Annotated in this window: 14 protein-coding genes; all 14 read right to left on the bottom strand. The window is 36.2% G+C overall.

Annotation, left to right across the window (positions count from 1 at the left end; all coding sequences use genetic code 11):
- Positions 1 to 288 precede the first annotated feature (288 nt).
- The gene (locus CEF19_RS15520; protein ID WP_100406890.1) at positions 289 to 1,266 is read right to left on the bottom strand and encodes an ABC transporter permease subunit; all 978 of its coding nucleotides are present in this window, start codon (positions 1,264 to 1,266) and stop codon (positions 289 to 291) included.
- A complete protein-coding gene (locus CEF19_RS15515; protein WP_100406889.1) occupies positions 1,266 to 2,831 on the bottom strand; it encodes a sugar ABC transporter ATP-binding protein in 1,566 nt (521 codons plus the stop codon). Before CEF19_RS15515 ends, CEF19_RS15520 begins: the two co-directional genes overlap by 1 nt.
- Before the next feature lie 111 nt (positions 2,832 to 2,942).
- Positions 2,943 to 3,935, bottom strand: coding sequence for an ABC transporter substrate-binding protein (locus CEF19_RS15510; RefSeq protein WP_100406888.1), 993 nt, complete (start codon positions 3,933 to 3,935; stop codon positions 2,943 to 2,945).
- A 580-nt stretch (positions 3,936 to 4,515) separates the two neighbouring features.
- Complete coding sequence (locus CEF19_RS15505) at positions 4,516 to 6,216, bottom strand: methyl-accepting chemotaxis protein (protein ID WP_100406887.1); 1,701 nt, start codon at positions 6,214 to 6,216, stop codon at positions 4,516 to 4,518.
- 63 nt (positions 6,217 to 6,279) lie between these two features.
- Entirely contained in the window at positions 6,280 to 6,411 is a 132-nt protein-coding gene (gene sda / locus CEF19_RS15500; protein ID WP_100406886.1) for a sporulation histidine kinase inhibitor Sda, read from the bottom strand.
- Positions 6,412 to 6,484: 73 nt separating this feature from the next.
- Positions 6,485 to 8,749: a GH32 C-terminal domain-containing protein gene (locus CEF19_RS15495; protein ID WP_100406885.1), complete on the bottom strand. Its 2,265-nt coding sequence runs from the start codon at positions 8,747 to 8,749 to the stop codon at positions 6,485 to 6,487.
- Between the two features lie 84 nt (positions 8,750 to 8,833).
- Entirely contained in the window at positions 8,834 to 10,450 is a 1,617-nt protein-coding gene (locus CEF19_RS15490; RefSeq protein ID WP_100406884.1) for an ABC transporter substrate-binding protein, read from the bottom strand.
- Between the two features lie 170 nt (positions 10,451 to 10,620).
- The gene (locus tag CEF19_RS15485) at positions 10,621 to 11,217 is read right to left on the bottom strand and encodes a YesL family protein (RefSeq protein ID WP_100406883.1); all 597 of its coding nucleotides are present in this window, start codon (positions 11,215 to 11,217) and stop codon (positions 10,621 to 10,623) included.
- A 61-nt stretch (positions 11,218 to 11,278) separates the two neighbouring features.
- A complete protein-coding gene (locus CEF19_RS15480; RefSeq protein WP_100406882.1) occupies positions 11,279 to 12,175 on the bottom strand; it encodes a carbohydrate ABC transporter permease in 897 nt (298 codons plus the stop codon).
- A 16-nt stretch (positions 12,176 to 12,191) separates the two neighbouring features.
- The gene (locus tag CEF19_RS15475) at positions 12,192 to 13,181 is read right to left on the bottom strand and encodes an ABC transporter permease (protein WP_100406881.1); all 990 of its coding nucleotides are present in this window, start codon (positions 13,179 to 13,181) and stop codon (positions 12,192 to 12,194) included.
- Between the two features lie 58 nt (positions 13,182 to 13,239).
- Positions 13,240 to 14,742 (bottom strand): glycoside hydrolase family 32 protein, encoded by a 1,503-nt coding sequence (locus CEF19_RS15470; RefSeq protein ID WP_100406880.1) that lies wholly within the window; start codon positions 14,740 to 14,742, stop codon positions 13,240 to 13,242.
- An 18-nt stretch (positions 14,743 to 14,760) separates the two neighbouring features.
- The gene (locus CEF19_RS15465) at positions 14,761 to 15,735 is read right to left on the bottom strand and encodes a PfkB family carbohydrate kinase (RefSeq protein WP_100406879.1); all 975 of its coding nucleotides are present in this window, start codon (positions 15,733 to 15,735) and stop codon (positions 14,761 to 14,763) included.
- A 108-nt stretch (positions 15,736 to 15,843) separates the two neighbouring features.
- A complete protein-coding gene (locus CEF19_RS15460; protein ID WP_100406878.1) occupies positions 15,844 to 16,845 on the bottom strand; it encodes a LacI family DNA-binding transcriptional regulator in 1,002 nt (333 codons plus the stop codon).
- Between the two features lie 279 nt (positions 16,846 to 17,124).
- Positions 17,125 to 18,462 carry an ABC transporter substrate-binding protein gene (locus CEF19_RS15455; protein ID WP_100406877.1) on the bottom strand — a complete coding sequence of 446 codons (1,338 nt, stop codon included), beginning with the start codon at positions 18,460 to 18,462 and terminating at the stop codon, positions 17,125 to 17,127.
- Positions 18,463 to 18,673 lie beyond the last annotated feature (211 nt).

Genomic DNA, 18,673 nt, shown 5'->3' with positions numbered 1-18,673 from the left:
CCGAATCTTTTTAGATTTACAAAGAATCGGTATGGCTCAAATAGTCGCGTAACCGCTATGAGACACCAATCGTAGCGTGCCTAAATAAAGTGACATTTCCCCTCATAACTTCATAGGCCACTGAAAAAGTGAAAAATCGGAGGGCACTGAAAAAGGAAAAGCACCCTTTTTTCAGTGTCCTCGAAAAATCGTGACTTTTCAGTGCCATCCTAGATTCAGCTTCCTTTTCGAAACTATCTCCTTATACTGGTTCTCTTACACTCTTAAAGTCATTCTCTAGTAGTAGTTTTAGGTTCTTTTTCGTAAACGATCGAGTAGTACAGCTATGACAATGACTAAACCCTTAACTACTTGTTGCCAATAATAATCTACATTTAATAACGTCATACCATTCGTAAGAACAGCTACAATTAATACCCCAATAATGGTACCTTGTATACGACCAAATCCACCAACAAAGCTTGTACCCCCTAAGATAACTGCTGCGATGGCATCAAGCTCAGCGCCAACACCCACCATCGGCTGACCTGAAAACAAGCGACCAGCCATGACTACCCCTGCTACACCCGCTAACATACCACTTATAGAATAAACATTGATTAAAGTTCTCTCTACTTTAATACCAGTTAATCGTGAAGCCTCTTCGTTACCACCAACTGAATAAATATGGCGTCCAAACATTGTATATTTAAGCATAATAAACATGACGACATAAACGCTAGTCATAACATATATAGGTGTGGGTATCCCTAAGATGTAACCCGACCCTATAAATTTAAAGTTTTCCGATAGTAATACAACTGGATATCCACCTGTAATAACATAAGCTAAACCTCTAACATACGTCATACTTCCAAGAGTTACGATAAATGAAGGTAATTTAGGTTTTGCTGTGAAATATCCATTAATAGCACCCGCTACATAACCTACTGCAACCCCAGCCAACATAGCTATAGCAACAGGTACACCTGCATTAGAAAGCATTACTGAAATGACACCAGACAATGCCAATATTGACCCAACAGACAAATCAATTCCACCTGTTAATATGACTAAAGTCATCCCAGCCGCAAGTATCGCTGTAATTGAGCTTTGTCTAAGTATGTTCAACATATTACTAGTTTCAGTAAAATTCGGTGCAAAAATCATCATAACGATGATTAATAAAAAGAGTATAATTACCATACCTAGATTATTGAAAATTTGCTGAGAACGTTTTTTAAATGACACACGACTTTGAACTGATTCTTGTGGATTTGTATTCATTATTTAACCTCTCCTGTTGCATAATACATTATTTTTTCTTGAGTAGCTTCCTCTCGGGATAACTCAACCCTTAATTTCCCTTCATGCATGACCAAAATTCGATCACTTACTCCAAGTACTTCAGGCAATTCAGATGAAATCATTAGAACCGCTAATCCTTGGTCAGCTAGTTTACATATGATTTTATGAATCTCTGTTTTGGCACCAATATCAACCCCACGAGTAGGTTCATCAAGTAGTAAAACCTTTGGACTAATCGATAACCATTTAGCGATAACAACCTTTTGTTGATTTCCACCACTTAATCCCATAACATTTTGTTCTTTAGAGGCGGTTTTGACACCAAGATCTTTAATAAATCTATCTGCGTCTTGATCCATCTGTTTCGTCTGTAATAATTTATATTTACGATATGTTGGTAACTGAGCCATTAAGATATTTTCTTTAACTGATAGATTAGGTAGCAATCCTTGTTCCTTTCGACTTTCAGGAACATGGGCAATACCCAATTTCATAGCCTCAATTGGGGTCTTAATTTGGACTTCCTCACCGTTTATGAGAATACGTCCCTCCTGCAATTCAGACAACCCAAATATCGTGCGAATGAGTTCAGTTCTTCCAGCACCAACTAGTCCCGCTAATCCAACTATCTCGCCAGGGTAAATTTTCAACGACACATTACTAACTAAATTTTTGTCAGAAATTCCTTGTAACTCTAGCACTGGCTTTTCATTGTTAGCCCTAATTATTTCTTGTTTTCTTTCTTTAACAAAGAGATCGCTTAATTCTCTACCTACCATAAGCTTTACGAGATTATCAGGACTCGTTTCCGAAATAGGACCGCTCATAATCCATTGACCGTCTCTTAACACTGTTAAACGGTCTGATATTTTGAAGATTTCATCCATTCTGTGAGATATATAAACAATCGCTACCCCTTTTTTCTTTAATTCTTCAATAATGCCAAATAGCTTCTCTATCTCCTTATCGGTTAAGGAAGCGGTTGGTTCGTCCATAATTAAAATTTCAGAATTAAATGATAATGCACGAGCAATTTCCACCATTTGCTGTTGTGCTACACTTAAAGTTGATACATTTGCTTTGGGATTTAAAGTAGAGCCGATAGATTTTAATACATAATCAGCTGTTTCATAGATTTCATTCCATTTCACCAAACCTAGCTTATTTTTCTTGAATTTGGTACCCATTAATATATTTTCACCAATGGAAAGATTAGGAGACAAACTAATTTCTTGATGGATAACACTTATCCCCTTATTTCTTGCTTCCATTGGATTAGTCCATTGCTCTTCATTACCTTTATAAATAATTTTCCCTGAATCAGAATCTGGCTGATGCACACCTGCCATTATTTTCATTAATGTAGATTTACCTGCACCATTTTCACCCATCAATGCGTGAACTTCACCTTTGTAAAGTTCAATCTTTACACTGTTTAACACTTGTACACCCGAAAATGATTTGTTTATCGAATCCATCGTTAAAATTGGTGTATCTGTGGTTGAAGGATGAAATGTTTTTTTATTTTCCTGAAGTACTGTCATTTCCGCCACTCCCTCTTACACTTTTATCTAGCTTTCTATTAGATTGAAAATATATGGCGCCCTTTAAGAGAACGCCATATATTTTATAAATCAACTAAACGGGAAAAAGGTTTACCAGCCTTCATAGGAATCAACATTCTCTTGGGTAATAAATTGAGTAGGAATTAGGACTTCCTCGGGTACTTCCTCACCATCAATAAGTTTAAGTGCTAATGCAACACCATCAATAACCATGGAGTTAGGGAACTGAGCAGCTGTTCCTGCAAAGCTACCACCCGCTTTTAATAAATCTACTGCACTTGGTGCACCATCAACAGATACAATAAAGAATTCATCTAGACGTCCAGCTTGCTCTTGAGCAATTTGAACACCAACAGCTTCTTCATCATTAATCGTAAAGACTGCATCGATTTGCTGGTTAGCAGTTAAGATACTTTCCATTACAGTAAGAGCTTTTTCACGGCTACCTTCACCGTTTTGGTTTGCAATCACACTAATTTCTGGGTATTCACTAATCACTTCATTAAAACCTTTAATTCGGTCTGTCACAGCGGAAACTGGAGGGCCATCAATAATAACAATGTTACCTTTTCCTTCAAGTCGTTCCACTAAATGTTCAGCTGCAAGTCTACCTGCTTGAACGTTATCAGACATAACTACCGTGTTAATTCCACCTTCAGCAAATCCGTCAAGAGCTACGACAGGGATTCCAGCTGCTCTAGCTTGAGCTACTGCACCAGCAATACCAGCCGAATCAAATGGGCTTAATAGAATTAAATCAACTTTTCTTGTGATGAAATCTTCAATCTGTGCAGTTTGTTTTGCAAGATCATGCTCTGCACTTACAGTAATAACTTCTGCATCGTACATAGAGGAAACTTCTTCAGCTCCCTTTGACATTGAAACGAAGAAAGGATTACCTAAAGTTGGAACAGTTAGACCAATTTTAAGCTGTTCTTTCTCAGTTGCTGATTCGTTGGTATTATTAGATTCTTCAGGAGCGACTTCACCAGAAGACTCGCTTCCTCCCCCACCACACGCTGTCATCAAAGACATTACTAAAAGTAAAACCAACATAGCCATAAATTTCATATTCTTTTTCATTTTGAATCCCCCTATTTTTTTGTTGTTACGTAAACGATTACGTAAACAGTTGCGCAAACGATTACACAAATGTCACTAACCATTACGTAGAAATTTCACAATGCGTATTATGACACACACCTAACTTTTAGCATCACCTCCCTTATCATTTCAACTTGACTGTTTTTAATCGTTTTCTCTCTAATTAAAATTAAACAGTAGTGATATCGCTTTCATTAATAAAATAAAATAAAAACCTATTTAAAATTGATTGATTATGACTGCGCTTGATTGATTATGATTGTATTACACTTTTTAATTACTGTCAATACTTAGTTAAAATGGTAGCAATTATATCAATATTATATTTTAATTGCTTCTTCCTTAATTATTTAATTAATTTTTACTAGACTTATAGCCTTTTCATGTATTCTTAGGTATTTAATAAAAACGTTTAATAAACTTATAGAATAATTTTTAATAAATTTAATATTTTATTTTTTATTCGAGAGAAACTTTCCTATCTTCAATAGGTCTATATTTAATTTGCATCTCACCGGCTTACCTAACCTAAAATATCAGAAGTAAGCCGGTTAATGTTTCATATTGTAAATTTATTTATAGCCCTTTTTAGCACTAATCCCATATTGCTTAATTCGTTAGCTGACGACGCAATTTCTTCCATTTGAGCATGCTGTTCCTCTATAGAAGCAGCAACAAGCTGTGTACTTTCGTCTGTTTGTTTTGATATATTTGATACCTCATTTATCTTATTAACCATGATTAAAGAACTCTCTCTAACCTGCTCTACTATATGCGAGACTTCTCGTGACTGAAACGCTACTACATCTACCATCCCTACAATTCCCTGGAAAGAATCTCCTGTATCTCCTATTCTAATAATTCCTTCATCTAGTGCTAATGCACCTTCATTCATTGTTACGATAGCACTTTTAATCTCTAATTGAATTTCTTCTAAAATTATCTCGATTTTTTTTGCTGCTTGCGTTGATGTATCAGCAAGCTTGCGTACCTCATCTGCAACTACCGAAAAACCACGCCCATGTATTCCTGCTCGTTTTGCTTCAATGGCAGCATTTAGAGCAAGTAGATTCGTCTGTGAAGCCACATCTGTTATTAAAGTGACGATACTCCCAATATTGTTTGATTTTTCACCTAGTTCATTTACAACAACGGACGTTGTATTGACCTTATTTTGCACAAAGTTCATTTGTTTGATAGTTTCTTTCACAACCTCATTTCCAATCTTCGCGTTTTCCGATGATTGAAAAGCTATATCTGTTACCTGTTTAATCGAGATGGCAGCTTTTTTCATTTCATTTGAAATATTTTCAGTTAATTGATTCGCTTCAAATAAATGAGCGACCTGATTATCCGACCCTACTGCTACCTCTTGAATAGATACTGCAATCCCCTCTATTACTTTTGATGTCCCTTCAACATTTTCCGTTAACTCAGTAGAGGTATTTGAGACAATCTCTGAATGCTTCGCTACAGAAGAAATTAGCATTCTAAGATTATCTGTCATTACATTAAAATTTTTCGCTAAATCACCTAGTTCATCATGATTATTCGATTTAATTTCTTGTACGACCAAATTGCCATCTGCAAGGAGCTTCGCATTATTTGCCATATTTACTAGTGGTTTTGAAATCTTTCTTGTTAGCAACACCCCAATTAATATTGAGGACATAATTGCCAACACTAAAAATACAACAGATATAGTAGTAGCCGTCTTAAATATCCTTTCTCCATCCATTCTTGCAAGATAAGCTGCTTCCTCACTAACTTCTATTAACTCGTTTAATGTCTCCTCTACGATACTTAATTGGCTACTCCCACTCCTTATTAAATCCCGCGCTTTAACACTGTCATTGGCATTGCTCGCTTCGATAGTATGAACATGGATCTTTAAGTACCAATTCCAATCCTTTTTAAGTTGTTCAAAAAGAACTACTTCTTCCTCCATGGAGATTAAATTCTCGTAGTTTGTAAAAGCAACTTCTAAGTTTTCTATTGATTTAATAAGTTCATCTTCAAATACCTTCTTACTATCTACTGTATTTGAAGCCGAATGAAACAATTCGTTTGTAACAACCCTTTGCACATTATATTTGATATCTCCAAGACTTTTAACAGCTGGTATCCATGTGCTTACAATTTCGTGGGACTTGCTGTTAATACTTTTCATATTCATCGAATTGATTATACTAAGAGTTATTATTACAACAACAATAAATGCGAACGCTAGAAATAGTTTTCGACCTACACTAAAATTCATATATATTCCCCTATACTCTAATTTAAATAAAATCTATTAATAGATTACGCAAACGATTACGAATCAAAAAACCTTACTGAATACGCCTCTATTTATCAATTCACTTTCAATCATTTCAATAAATTCTTTTTCCAAATTGAATTTTTTTGCTTTAATGTAAAGTTCCACTAAATCTTGAGTCTTTAGCTTATACATATCTTCTCCCCCCATTACTTTTTTATAATATTAATTTGTGCGAATAGTATATTGTGATGATTGGTCATTTTTATTATCTAAAGATATGTTTTTGGTCCCATACTTTAATAGATTCTACTATTATTTCATTTGATCCCATTAATGATATTCCTTTCGCGTCTATTTTCGTTGGGTAGACACGTGTTGTTAAACTTTTGATGTCGTTGATATAGGCTTCAACCATTGATTTATCTACAAAGACTCGTAGTTTTAAAGGTTCACCCTCGTTTAGACCAATAAACCCACCTTGTATCCCTGATGTTTTTTCCTTTTTATCAAGTGTTGTCTTTGTTCGATCAACAAACATTCCTTTTGTAAATCCATCATAATAAAGTAGTGTTTCCTCGGTATGATCAGCAGTTTGACGAATAAACAGTCCATAGCATTCCTGCTCATATGGCTGAAACACTACCTCAATTTCGAGCATATCCCCATAAATACCTTTTAGTAATTGATTTGCTTCAGCAATCGTTACATTGGACAAATCAAGTAGCTTTCTCTTCCGAAGCTCTTTTACTTCATCAATTGGCTTAAACTTTAAACGGCCATCCTCTGATAAGTATAATTCGATTGGCAGACCACCGTTATGCGCCCAGCCTGATGCGTATTCATATTCAATAGGTCGCTCACCTTGAGCAATGGTAAATAAAATGATTCTTCCTGACTTTGGATCAAGCATTGCACTAGGACCCGTAAAATGAAAATCTCCTAAATCAAAGAGTTGTGGTTTTTCTTGCTCTGGTAGAAATCGTCTATTTTTACGATCCCATTTCCCTATCCAGTAGAAAACTTCCACATCGGCATCATCCCCCACAGGGCTAATAATGAAAATATGTTTCTCATTTCCTTTTCTATCCTTACCAAGAGGCAGAAGAATAGGGAGCTCCCACACTCTACCTAAATAAGGGTATTCTTTATAATCGCTTAGATAAAGAGGACCTCTATATTCCCAATTAATTAAATTATCTGATTCAAAAAGCAACGCTGTTCCACCACACCCATTTATACCCGAACCAACAAGTTGATACCATGTTTCCCCTTCTTTCCAGACAAACGGATCGCGGAAGCCATCATCGTCTAAGTTAAACCCCTCAGGCTGAAATAAAATGGGGGCCGGATGTTTCACCCAATTTTTAAGATCTAAATCACCGTCAGTCTTTACTGTGCTTCTTGCAAGGCCGATCATTTGATTTGGCAAATAGTTGTTGTTCCCAGCTGTGAAAAATAACACCGGCACCCCATCCCTATCATAATGAGCACAGCCAGACCAAACGCCATCCGGATCGACAGAATCTCTTTCTGGGGAAAGTGCAATAGGCAGGTCCCTCCAATGAATTAAATCATCACTCACCCAATGTCCCCAGTGGATGTTACCCCAGTATGGACCTTGAGGATTATGCTGATAAAAAAGATGATATTTGCCTTTGTAGTATAATGGCGCATGTGGTTCATTCATCCAATGTCCTGGTGCAGTCAAGTGATACTGAGGTCGATGTTCATCTAATATAAAGTCCTCCCGATGGATGTTAATATCTTCTAGTTCAATTGAAGGGATTTCACCATTAGAGGGAGTCAAATATGAGACATATTCATAAAGTATTTCTTCCGCCGTTAAAGCCCGTTGAAAAATACAAACCTCATCCATAAGACCACTAAACATGCCTAGAGAAAATGTCTGCTCGATCATTTTGGGATGATTGTGTTTTCCTATCAACAAATCCACATCCGCAATAACCAGCTGATTATCTTTCTCCACATTTGTATGAGCAACACGATCACCGTTTAAATAGATTTCTAATAATCCACACGTAGCCTCATATGTAGCAACTACATATGTCCATTTATTTCTTGGCAGACGTACATCACTATGAATTTCTGTCCAGCCACTCGTTAGTCCAACTTGAAAAGTGAGGTCACCATGTTTTTTAATTCCAAGAATGAACCCTTGCTCCTTTTCACGATTATGTTGATTAATCAATGCAGTTACATCTTCACCTTCTATTCCACCAAAAGAGTAGGGAGCTACCCATATTGAAATCGTCATACCTTTATTTGGGAGGTGAAACGCATCCTTTCTACGTTTTACATGTGTAGAAAAACCATCGAACCATAATGCTGTTCCCTGTAGCCCTTTTCGACGTTTAGGACTTCGATTTGGTTGAAACCTTGCCTCATGAAGTACATAGTCGATAGAGTCATAGATTTTCTGTACAGTTTCATATGTATATGCTCCATCCGTCTCTTCGAAAGACCAATGAGCAACCAGATCTTTGCTAGTTAAAGATTTTCTTACACTCACAGTTGTCACCCTCCTTATTCGCTTCAATTATTAATATTAAAGCCGGAACTTTGAAAATAGGTTCCGGCTAATTTTTGTGTATCCTTATAAATTTGAGTTAAAACGGTCTAAACCTTCTTGATAAATTTCCATTAGTTCATTAAGCCCCATCTTTTCTAGCTGTTCAAGATAGCTGTCCCAATCATCCTCAACGCCACCATTTAACAACCAGTATGCTTGCTTTTGATTAACAAAGTCGATAATGTCTACTTTAAGACGATTGATTCTATCAAGCTCTTCTTCACTAAAAAATATTTGAGGGTAATTCTCATCAACTAAATACGGAGCATAGACTTCTTCAATATCTTTTAACCGTTGTTTTGCACGAGGCTCCATTTCAACGACTGTCCCAAAATGCTCGGCTAATACGACTGTCGGACCGCCACTTGGCGCTACTTTTTGACGGAGCTCTCCCATCGCTACCCCTTCTTCTAATTCTTTGTTTACAAGCATCCCATCTTTATCTTCTTCATAAATAATACCAATAGGTCCCCAACTAATTTGTGCAGACATTTTAGGATCATAGAGCTGGTCTGCCCATCTCATCGTAATCTCAGGATGTTCGTTAGCTGATGTAATGACAAAAGCTGCTCTCCCATATTCTGAGTAATTAGATCGCCCTACCATTTTATGGCCATTTGGTCCTTCTAGTGGTGGAAGTAGAACATAATCGCTCGCACGTTCTGGGCCAACAATCTCCTCAGTTTCCCACCATATATAAGAACCAAGGGTCGCAGGCTCAGTCTTCCCTTTTGCAAAATATTGACTAACATCTTGGATGAAGGATTCCTCATCAATTAACCCCTCTTCGACCCAACCATGGAAGTATTCAATCGCTTCTTTGTACCCTGGTTGTATAGGTGTAAAAATAACTTCACCATCGCGAACAATATAATGATCGACGTTGTCAGGTACACCAAATGCAGCGAACATGTCGCCAAAGTTTCCAGTCCAAAAGTTATGCATAAAGCTTAATGGTATAACATCATCTTTTCCTGTTCCGTTCGGATCTTGATCTCTAAATGCACGTAACACATCTCCGTATTCATCAAGCGTTGTTGGCATTTCAAGCCCTAACTTATCTAACCAAGCTTTGTTGATAGAAGTGAAGTTCGGCACAGCACTCAATCCCATTTCTTCTGCTTTTGGTAAAGAGTAGATATGGCCATCAGGTGCAGTGACCATACTTTTCAGCTCAGGTCTTTGCTCAAATATAGCTTTTAAATTTGGAGCATACTCTTCAATTAAATCTTCCAAAGGAATAATTTGTCCTGATTTTCCGTATCTTACAATTTCATGATCAGAAAATTCAGCGTTATAAAAAGCATCGGGAAGTTCGTTACTTGCTAACATTAAATTCTTTCTTTCTTCATAGCCTTCTCCTGGGATATTGTTCCACTCAATCTGAACGTTCGTCATTTCTTCTAATGATTGAATGATTTCCATTTCATTATAATCCGGTGCTAGTGGAGCTTTGGGAGAAACAAAATTCAATGTTACTTTTTCTTCTACAATGGGTAAGCCATCTTTATTAAATTCAATACTGGCTTGCTCATCGTTAGTTGATTGTTGTTCATCGTTCCCCCCTGTGTCTTTTGAACAAGCCCCTATCACCATCATCACCATTATTAAAAAGATGTAGAATCCTAATTTTTTCGTCATTTCATTATCCTCCTTCTATTAAACTGATTTATTTGAGATATTAAAAAAGCTATTTTCGGCATCCCCCCCTCCAAGTAACCGCTTACAGATATAGAATAACTCATATAAACGATTACGTAAACGTTTATATGCATTTTAAAGAACACTCGTTTTGAGTTATGTGCTTCCTTCTAATATTCCGCACCTAACTGTTTAAACGCTTTATAGCATGTAGCATAGATGAAATAACTAACTAGGCTTGTAATAAAAAACATGAGAATAGGATATTGGTACATAAAATATCCTATAATAATAACAATCGCTAAACCTAGCCCTGTATATTTCCAATGACTCGTCGCAATGAAAAAAGCATTACGAATAAGTTGCCACATTGGCAATTCAAAATGAACGACCACTGGGAAAATATAAAGTGTTGTACACATAAATACGAGTAAGATCATGCCTATTAATAATGTCATAAGTAAACTTACTATGGATTCTGTGGGTTCTAACAACTTTATATTAGATAACAAAATGATTGAAAACGGCATCCAAACTAGTGTCAAAAAGATACTTTTTTTAACGTTTGTTTTTATGTGCTTTAGAAATGGTTTGATTACCCCTGAATCTTTCTTCATATGCCAGTCTCTTATTACGCCAAACATAGCAATCGTTGCCGGGAAAAATGTAATAACAGGTAAACAAGAAAGGACCCATAAAATATTTAGAAGAAAAAAGTTAGCACTCATTTCTACCAACTGATATAGCTTCGAATTTACTATACTCATCTCATACGTCCCCTTTCTTGTACTAATAATGAAACTATACTCAACGAAACGAGTCGATTAACTAACCTTTAATCCCACCAATCATGACCCCTTGTACAAAGTATTTTTGGATAAATGGGTACACAATTAATAACGGCAGGCTACCAACAATAATAACACCATATTTGATAAGGTCCGCAATTCGTTGCTGTGCCGCTACTGACTCAAGGTCACTTACCATTGTAGCAGCTGCCTCATTTTGGATTAAGATATTTCGAAGAATGAGCTGAAGCGGGTAGAGGCTTTCATTGTTTAAATAGACAAGCGCATCAAAATACGAATTCCAATGACCAACGGCATAGAAGAGAACCATCACAGCAATAACTGGTTTTGATAAAGGTAGAACGATTTTCGTAAAGAATTTTGTGTTTGAGCATCCATCTACCTTTGCGGCCTCAAGCATTTCGTCGGGAATGGATGCTTGAAAAAATGTTCGCGCAACGATAATGTTCCAAACCGCAACTGCTTTTGGAATAATCATCGCCCACATTGTATTAACCATACCTAAGTTCTGCACAACAAGATATGTTGGAATTAATCCACCTGAGAAAAACATCGTAAAAACAAACATAATCATGAAGAAATTTCTTCCATAGAAATCTTTCCTAGATAAAGCATAAGCAGCGGTTAATGTTAAGAAAACATTTAAAATGGTTCCAACCACTGTGTAGATTACTGTATTTTTATAACCAATCCAAATTTTTCCGTCCTGAAAAATTCTAGAATACCCTTCAAATGTAATTTCGATTGGATAGAGCCAAACATCTCCGGCAAATATACGGTCTGGATTACTAATAGAAGCAATCACAATAAAATACAACGGATAGAGAATAGCCAATAACATCAAAGTCAGGAGCGTTATATTTATTGCATCAAATACTTTGTCTTCTTTTGAACGTCGTATTGTTGATAGATTCATATCTTCACCACCCTTTTTACCATAAGCCACTACCAGATAGGCGTTTAGCTACTCTATTTACATACCACAATAAAAATAGATTGATAACAGCATTAAATAATCCTACTGCTGCTGCAAAACTATACTGAGCTTGCTGTAAACCGACTTTATACACATAGGTCGGAATAATTTCAGCTGTAGGCTGATTAAGCGGCGTCTGTAACAAATATGCCTTTTCAAAACCAATATTCATAATATTCCCCACAGATAAAACGAGCAATATCATCGCAATAGGCAGAATAGCAGGAATATCAACATTTATAATACGTTGCAATTTGTTGGCACCATCGACAATGGCTGCTTCATGAAGTTCAGGATTCACAGCTGCAAGTGCAGCTAAGTAAATAACGGCAGCCCAGCCCGTTTCTTGCCATACACTTGAACCTACATAAAGTGGTTTGAACCATGAAGATTCCATTAAAAATCGAATTTCTTCCATTCCAACCAAGGCTAGAAAGTTGTTGATAAGACCGTTACTTGAAAAGAATACATAAACCATCCCTACTAATACAACTACCGAAATAAAATGTGGAGCATAGATAATTGTTTGAACAAATTTTTTATACCGTTTTAATACCACTTGATTTAGCATTAGGGCAACAACAATCGGTAATGGAAATGTAATCAGTAATTGAAGAGCACTCAGCGAAAATGTATTATAAATCAAGTTCCAGAATTGGTAAGATTCAAAAAAGCGAATAAAGTGTTCCAACCCCATCCACGGACTACTACTAATACCAAAGCCTGGTGAGTAATCACGAAACGCTATTTGCACCCCATACATCGGGACATAATGAAAAATGATAAAATAAAGTAACGTGGGCAATAGAAATAAATACAATTCCCAATTTTGCTTTATTTGACTCCAACGCCTCCTGTTTTTTATTTTTTGTGGATCAGGTTCAACAACTGAAAAAACCTGAGATGTTTGTCCGATCGTCGCAGTCTTCTTAAGTACTGGTTTCATGTTGCCCCCCTTATTCTAGATAAGTTATTAATTAGTTCGTATTCTACTTTCAATAAAATTACCGCTGTTCATTCCAAATACTTCGTAAAGAATAAACCTCTAGTGAGATAACTTTAACTTCTCCATCAATAACGTACAATTCAAGTTCCTTGCTATCCTCTTTAGGGAAAATCAAGTCCGTCATGACAACTTCACCGTCATTGAAAAAAAGTTCAACTGAAGATTTATCAATAAACAGATGTAATCTAATACTTTCTTTGCTACTCGTCAATTTAACGGCATGTCTTCCACTGAATTCCTCACTAAATGAATTCTCTCCAGAATTTTCTCGATTAATGAACAACTCTTCTTTATTAAAATTATAACCGACAATTGTTTCTTCTTTATTTAATGATGATTTTCTAACCTTAAACCCAAATTCAACAGCTGAAAGGTTTTCAATTTCTGCTACAATTTCAAAAACATCTTCTTCTTGGTTAGCTAATACATTCTTGTCACCATTGACAAATTCATTACTGATATTTACCTTACTTTGACGCAATGTCTGTAATTCCGTTATAGGCTTTTGAAATAGTTTAATGTTTCCGTTGTCGTTTTGTCTTAATTCCATTTCACGCGGTATGGACATTGCACTGCGCCACGGAGTTGTAGGTACTTTATTGGCATATCTCCAATTACTCATCCAAGCCATACAAATTCGTCTACCATCCTCTTTAAGGACGTCTGAAAAGGACTGTGCTGCATAAAAGTCTCTACCATAGTCGACCCATAATGTTTCACTAGGTTTATTTTCATTTACGAACGTTGTGCCATCAAAATCTCCAATAAAATATTGCGATCCCGAACCACCTGCTATGGCACCATCTCCAAGATCTACTTGTAATACCCATTTCTGTTGATGAATATTTCCATCAACAGGTAATCGAAATAAGTCAGGGCATTCCCACACTCCACCATGAGCACCTTCATTGGCGCCAAAATCACTTAAGTAAGTCCACTCTTTTAAATTTGGAGAGCTATATAGCATCACTTTTTGGCCAGCTGCTATGACCATCTTCCACTCATTTGTTTCGTTATGCCAAAAAACCTTGGGGTCTCTAAAATCCTTAATCCCTTCATTCGGAATGACCGGATTGCCATTATATTTTATCCAAGTTCTACCTTTATCGTTGCTATAAGCAATGCTTTGAGATTGCACTTCTTCTTTCGAGTGGTGTGTAAAAACAGCTACAAGTCCTTCTTTCCCTCCAAAAAACCCTGTGGTGTCGTTCCAATCAACCACAGCACTACCTGAAAATATCATCCCTAAAGCATCTGGCTCAAGGGCAATCGGATAATGCTCCCAATCAACCATGTTTTTACTGATAGCGTGCCCCCAATGCATAGGTCCCCACTCACTCCCCTCTGGATGATATTGATAAAAGAGATGATATTCATCTCTATAAAAGACCATTCCATTTGGGTCATTCATCCAGTTTTTTTGAGGACTATAGTGAAATTGCGGACGATACCTTTCTGTATAATAGTTTGCCTTTTTACTAATTTTGTTTACTGTAGACAATATCAACACTCCTAATTTTTAATATTCCAAATGTAAAGAAACTTCTTCTATACTTGGTAGAGCTGAGATAGCACCTCTTTTTATCGTCGTTAAGGCACCACAAACATTCGCAAATGCGAGAATTTCATTTAATAATCCTTGATTTTCGATAATACTTTCTATTTTCTTTTTTTCATTTAATTCTTGGGCAAGTTTATAAAGCAATCCACCCACGAAGGCATCGCCTGCTCCAGTCGTATCCACTGGCTTCACACATATTGCTTTGACACTTCCTGACAGGTTCTTTGTATAATAAGTACACCCCTCTTGTCCTCTCGTAATTAAGATGAGTTTAATAGCCTCTTTCATTAATGAATCAACAGCTTCTTTTTCATTTTTTATCAAAGTGAGAAAGAATAATTCTTCTTCACTTAGCTTTAAAATGTGGGCATCTACTAAATGGCCTAGTATTTGTTCTCTAGCTAATTTTTCATCCTTCCATAAAGCCATTCTTATATTTGGGTCAAAACTAATAATTGTATTTTTACTTTTCGCGTATTTAATAGCTTCTATAGTAGCCTCTCTAACCGGGTCATCAATCAGAGAAATTGAACCAAAGTGAAAAATAGCTGCATCTTCAAACCATTCTTCTTTCAAATCACTTTTTTCTAATAACATATCTGCAGACGGTTGACGATAAAACATAAAATCTCTTTCTCCATTATCTTGCAATGACACAAACGCAAGAGCTGTATTGGCTTTATTTGTTTTTAATAGATAGCTTTTATTTACACCTTTTCTACATAAAACCTCTGTCAAATAGTCACCAAAAGCGTCATCTCCTACCTTACCCAAAAAGTAAGCATCGCCTCCAAGATTAGCTATAGCTGCACTTACATTTGCTGGGGCGCCCCCTGCAACTTTTTTAAACTCTCCTACGTCTTTTAAATTTTCACCATTCCTAGTAGGGACAAAATCTATTAATATTTCTCCTAAACATAAAACCTTTGACATAAATGAGCATCTCCTAGACAATATTTTTGTATATACCCGTCAGATATTAGATAGTAAACGATTACGCAAACGATTACGTTTCATGGAGTAAAGCAATGTAAAAAGAATTTACACCGATTTACGCGAAATATACTTTGTAGGTAAGATTATTTGTTCCTCTTCACTGGGTTTACTGTTTTCTATTCTATCAAGTAAGATACGTACTGCTTGCTCACCCATTTCAAAGGCTGGCTGTTCGACAACTGATAATGGTGGTGATGTAATTTTCATCCAATCATAATCATCAAAACCAATGATAGCGACATCCTCTGGCACTTTTAAATTACTTTCATTAATAAATCCTAAGGCGCCCATAGTCATTACATTATTTGCAACAAATAAAGCACTTGCCCCTCTCTCTGTTATCAATTCTTTCGCTATTTTATACCCATCATCAAAACAGGAGGACCCTTCTTTAATGAGCAGTGGGTCAACAGATAATCCATTTTGTTCAAAAGCAAACTTATATGCTGATAAACGCTCGTCACTTGTTGAAATACCTAAATGACCAGTTATAAACCCTATTTTCTTATGCTTTTTTTCAATCAAAGTGTTAATCGCTTCTAATGTCCCTTGGTAACTGTTCGCCATAACAAGATCTCCAGCATATTCAAGTGGTTTACGATCGATAAAGACTACTGGATAATCTCCATTGAAAAGATTTTCATATTCATTGTAACTTTCAGCTGTCGGCGCAATAATTAGTCCATCAATCAATTGGGAATTAAAAAGTTTTATTTGTTCAATTTCTGTTTTAATATCTTCATGAGAATTACCCAAAATTAAGTTGTATCCTTTTTGTTTAACAATGGTCTCTATCCCATTTGCAATAGACATAAAAAAGAAATTTGATGTATCAGTGTATTGCATTGGAACAATTAATCCAATAATCATCGATTTACGGCTCCGTAGACTTTTCGCAACTAAATTTGGTTTATAATCAAGTTCTTTCATGGCCTGAAATACTTTTATTTTAGTACTCTCGGAAACATACCTCGTCCCATTAATAACATGAGAAACAGTTGCAGTAGATACATTGGCTACTTTTGCAACATCTTTTATACTTGTCATTAGTTCTCTCCTCTTTATAGAGCGCTTTCTTTTATTAGAAAGGCAGTTAAACGTTTACGTAATAGTTTAACTAGATAATATTATAGAATGTTTTATTTGTCAATTGTAATTGTAAGAAAATTATATTTATTAAGAGATAATAAAAAGAGAATACACAAAATCGACTATTAAAACTTTTATAAATCATTTGGTAGATAGATGTATGAAATAAAACCTTCCCAGTTATATTAAACAAAGCTAACGCTATACTATTAGCGTTAGCTTTTAGACAAGTACCCGTTAATTCCCTAAAATCCCCTCCGCTTCTTCCCTAAACTTCTTCGCAAATTCCTCAACGGTAATCACTCCATAATCTAATTCCTCTTTTGCTCGTTCAAAGGCTCCTTGGATTTCTCCTACTCCGGCTGGCTCTGGTGGATGAATTGGTGTGGAGTGTTCCTGTACAAGTTCAATGTAATCAAACTGCATTTTCTCATATTCTCCAAGTTGAGGGTAGATATGGCTGCGTACTTCCTCCGAAATTGGTACTCCACGTTCAGCGGCTAAAATTTCATTCGCTTCTAAGTCATTAGTAATAAAATCAATGAATTTTGCTGCTGCCTCTTGTTCGGCTTGATCGGATTGGTTTGATACCGAGAAAAATTGACTCGGTTTTAAAAAGTGTCCTTCTGTTTTTCCAGAAGTGGAAGGCATTAATGCTAGTTTCAATGGTCGCCCCGCAGCATTTTGTAATCCAACAATTTGGTTACTATGCGGAAAATAAACGGGTGACATCTCATGAACGATTAGCTCATCTTCAAGTCCCTGGATTTCCATAAGTACGTCCGCACTTGGACTTATCCCCTCTTCAAGGAGTTCATTCCACTTTGTGAAATAATCAATGAAATATTGGTCATCGTCATAACCTAATCCGGTATTATTTTCATTGTAAAGCCATAGGTCATGCTGTCTTAGATAGTGCTTAAAGCCATGTAAATCTATATTAGGGACAGCCATAAACGTATCTTCTCCAAAGGTTTCTTTAATCTTATAAGCTGCATTAATAAAATCTTCCCAACTATAACCTGGTTCAAATTCAGGAATACCAGCCTCCTTAAACATTGCTGGGTCATAAGCAACCGCTAATGAATTGGCTCCTAAATTAACAGCATATAATTGTTCGTCAACTCTTCCACCTGACAAATAAAGTTCATCCACATCATCAAAGTTTATGATTCCATCAGAAACAAAAGGTTCTAAATCAATTAACAAATCCCTCGACACATACTCATTCAAATATTGCAAATCCATTTGAAAAAGATCAGGAAGGTTATTCCCCGCAGCTTGTGTTGCTAAGCGCTCCCAATAGCCTTCCCACCCAGTAAATTCAGGAGTAACCAAAATATCAGGATGTTTTTCTTCAAATAAATCAATCGCTTTTAGCGTACGGTCGTGCCTTGTTTGAGACCCCCACCATACGATTCGAAGTTCCGTTTGACCTTCTCCTGCCTTCTTCTCATTATTTTTATTATCTACATTTTCTGTAGGTCCACTTCCAGTCCCTGATGCACAAGCTACCACTGTCATGACCATAACCAACGTGACTATCATTAAAAATAAATTATTAACGGTTTTCATATTTCCTCATCCTCCTTATTATTTAGTACTTACCTCACTTTGTAATCGCTTACAAAGTGAGGTAAAGAAATTAACTCCTTTTAGTAGCACATAAATGTTCTAGGTTGGAAAAAATAAAACCATATATTGTTACATAAATGGTCGCTTTTACAAGGTGGGCGTTCCCCCTTTTCTAAATATTTAGATACTTCTCTGTTACCCTTATCATAGC

This window comes from Bacillus solitudinis (assembly GCF_002797395.1).
Lineage (GTDB): Bacteria > Bacillota > Bacilli > Bacillales > Bacillaceae_D > Halalkalibacter_A > Halalkalibacter_A solitudinis.
Note: the sequence above shows the minus strand (reverse complement) of the source record. Positions and strands in the feature narration are given on the sequence as shown.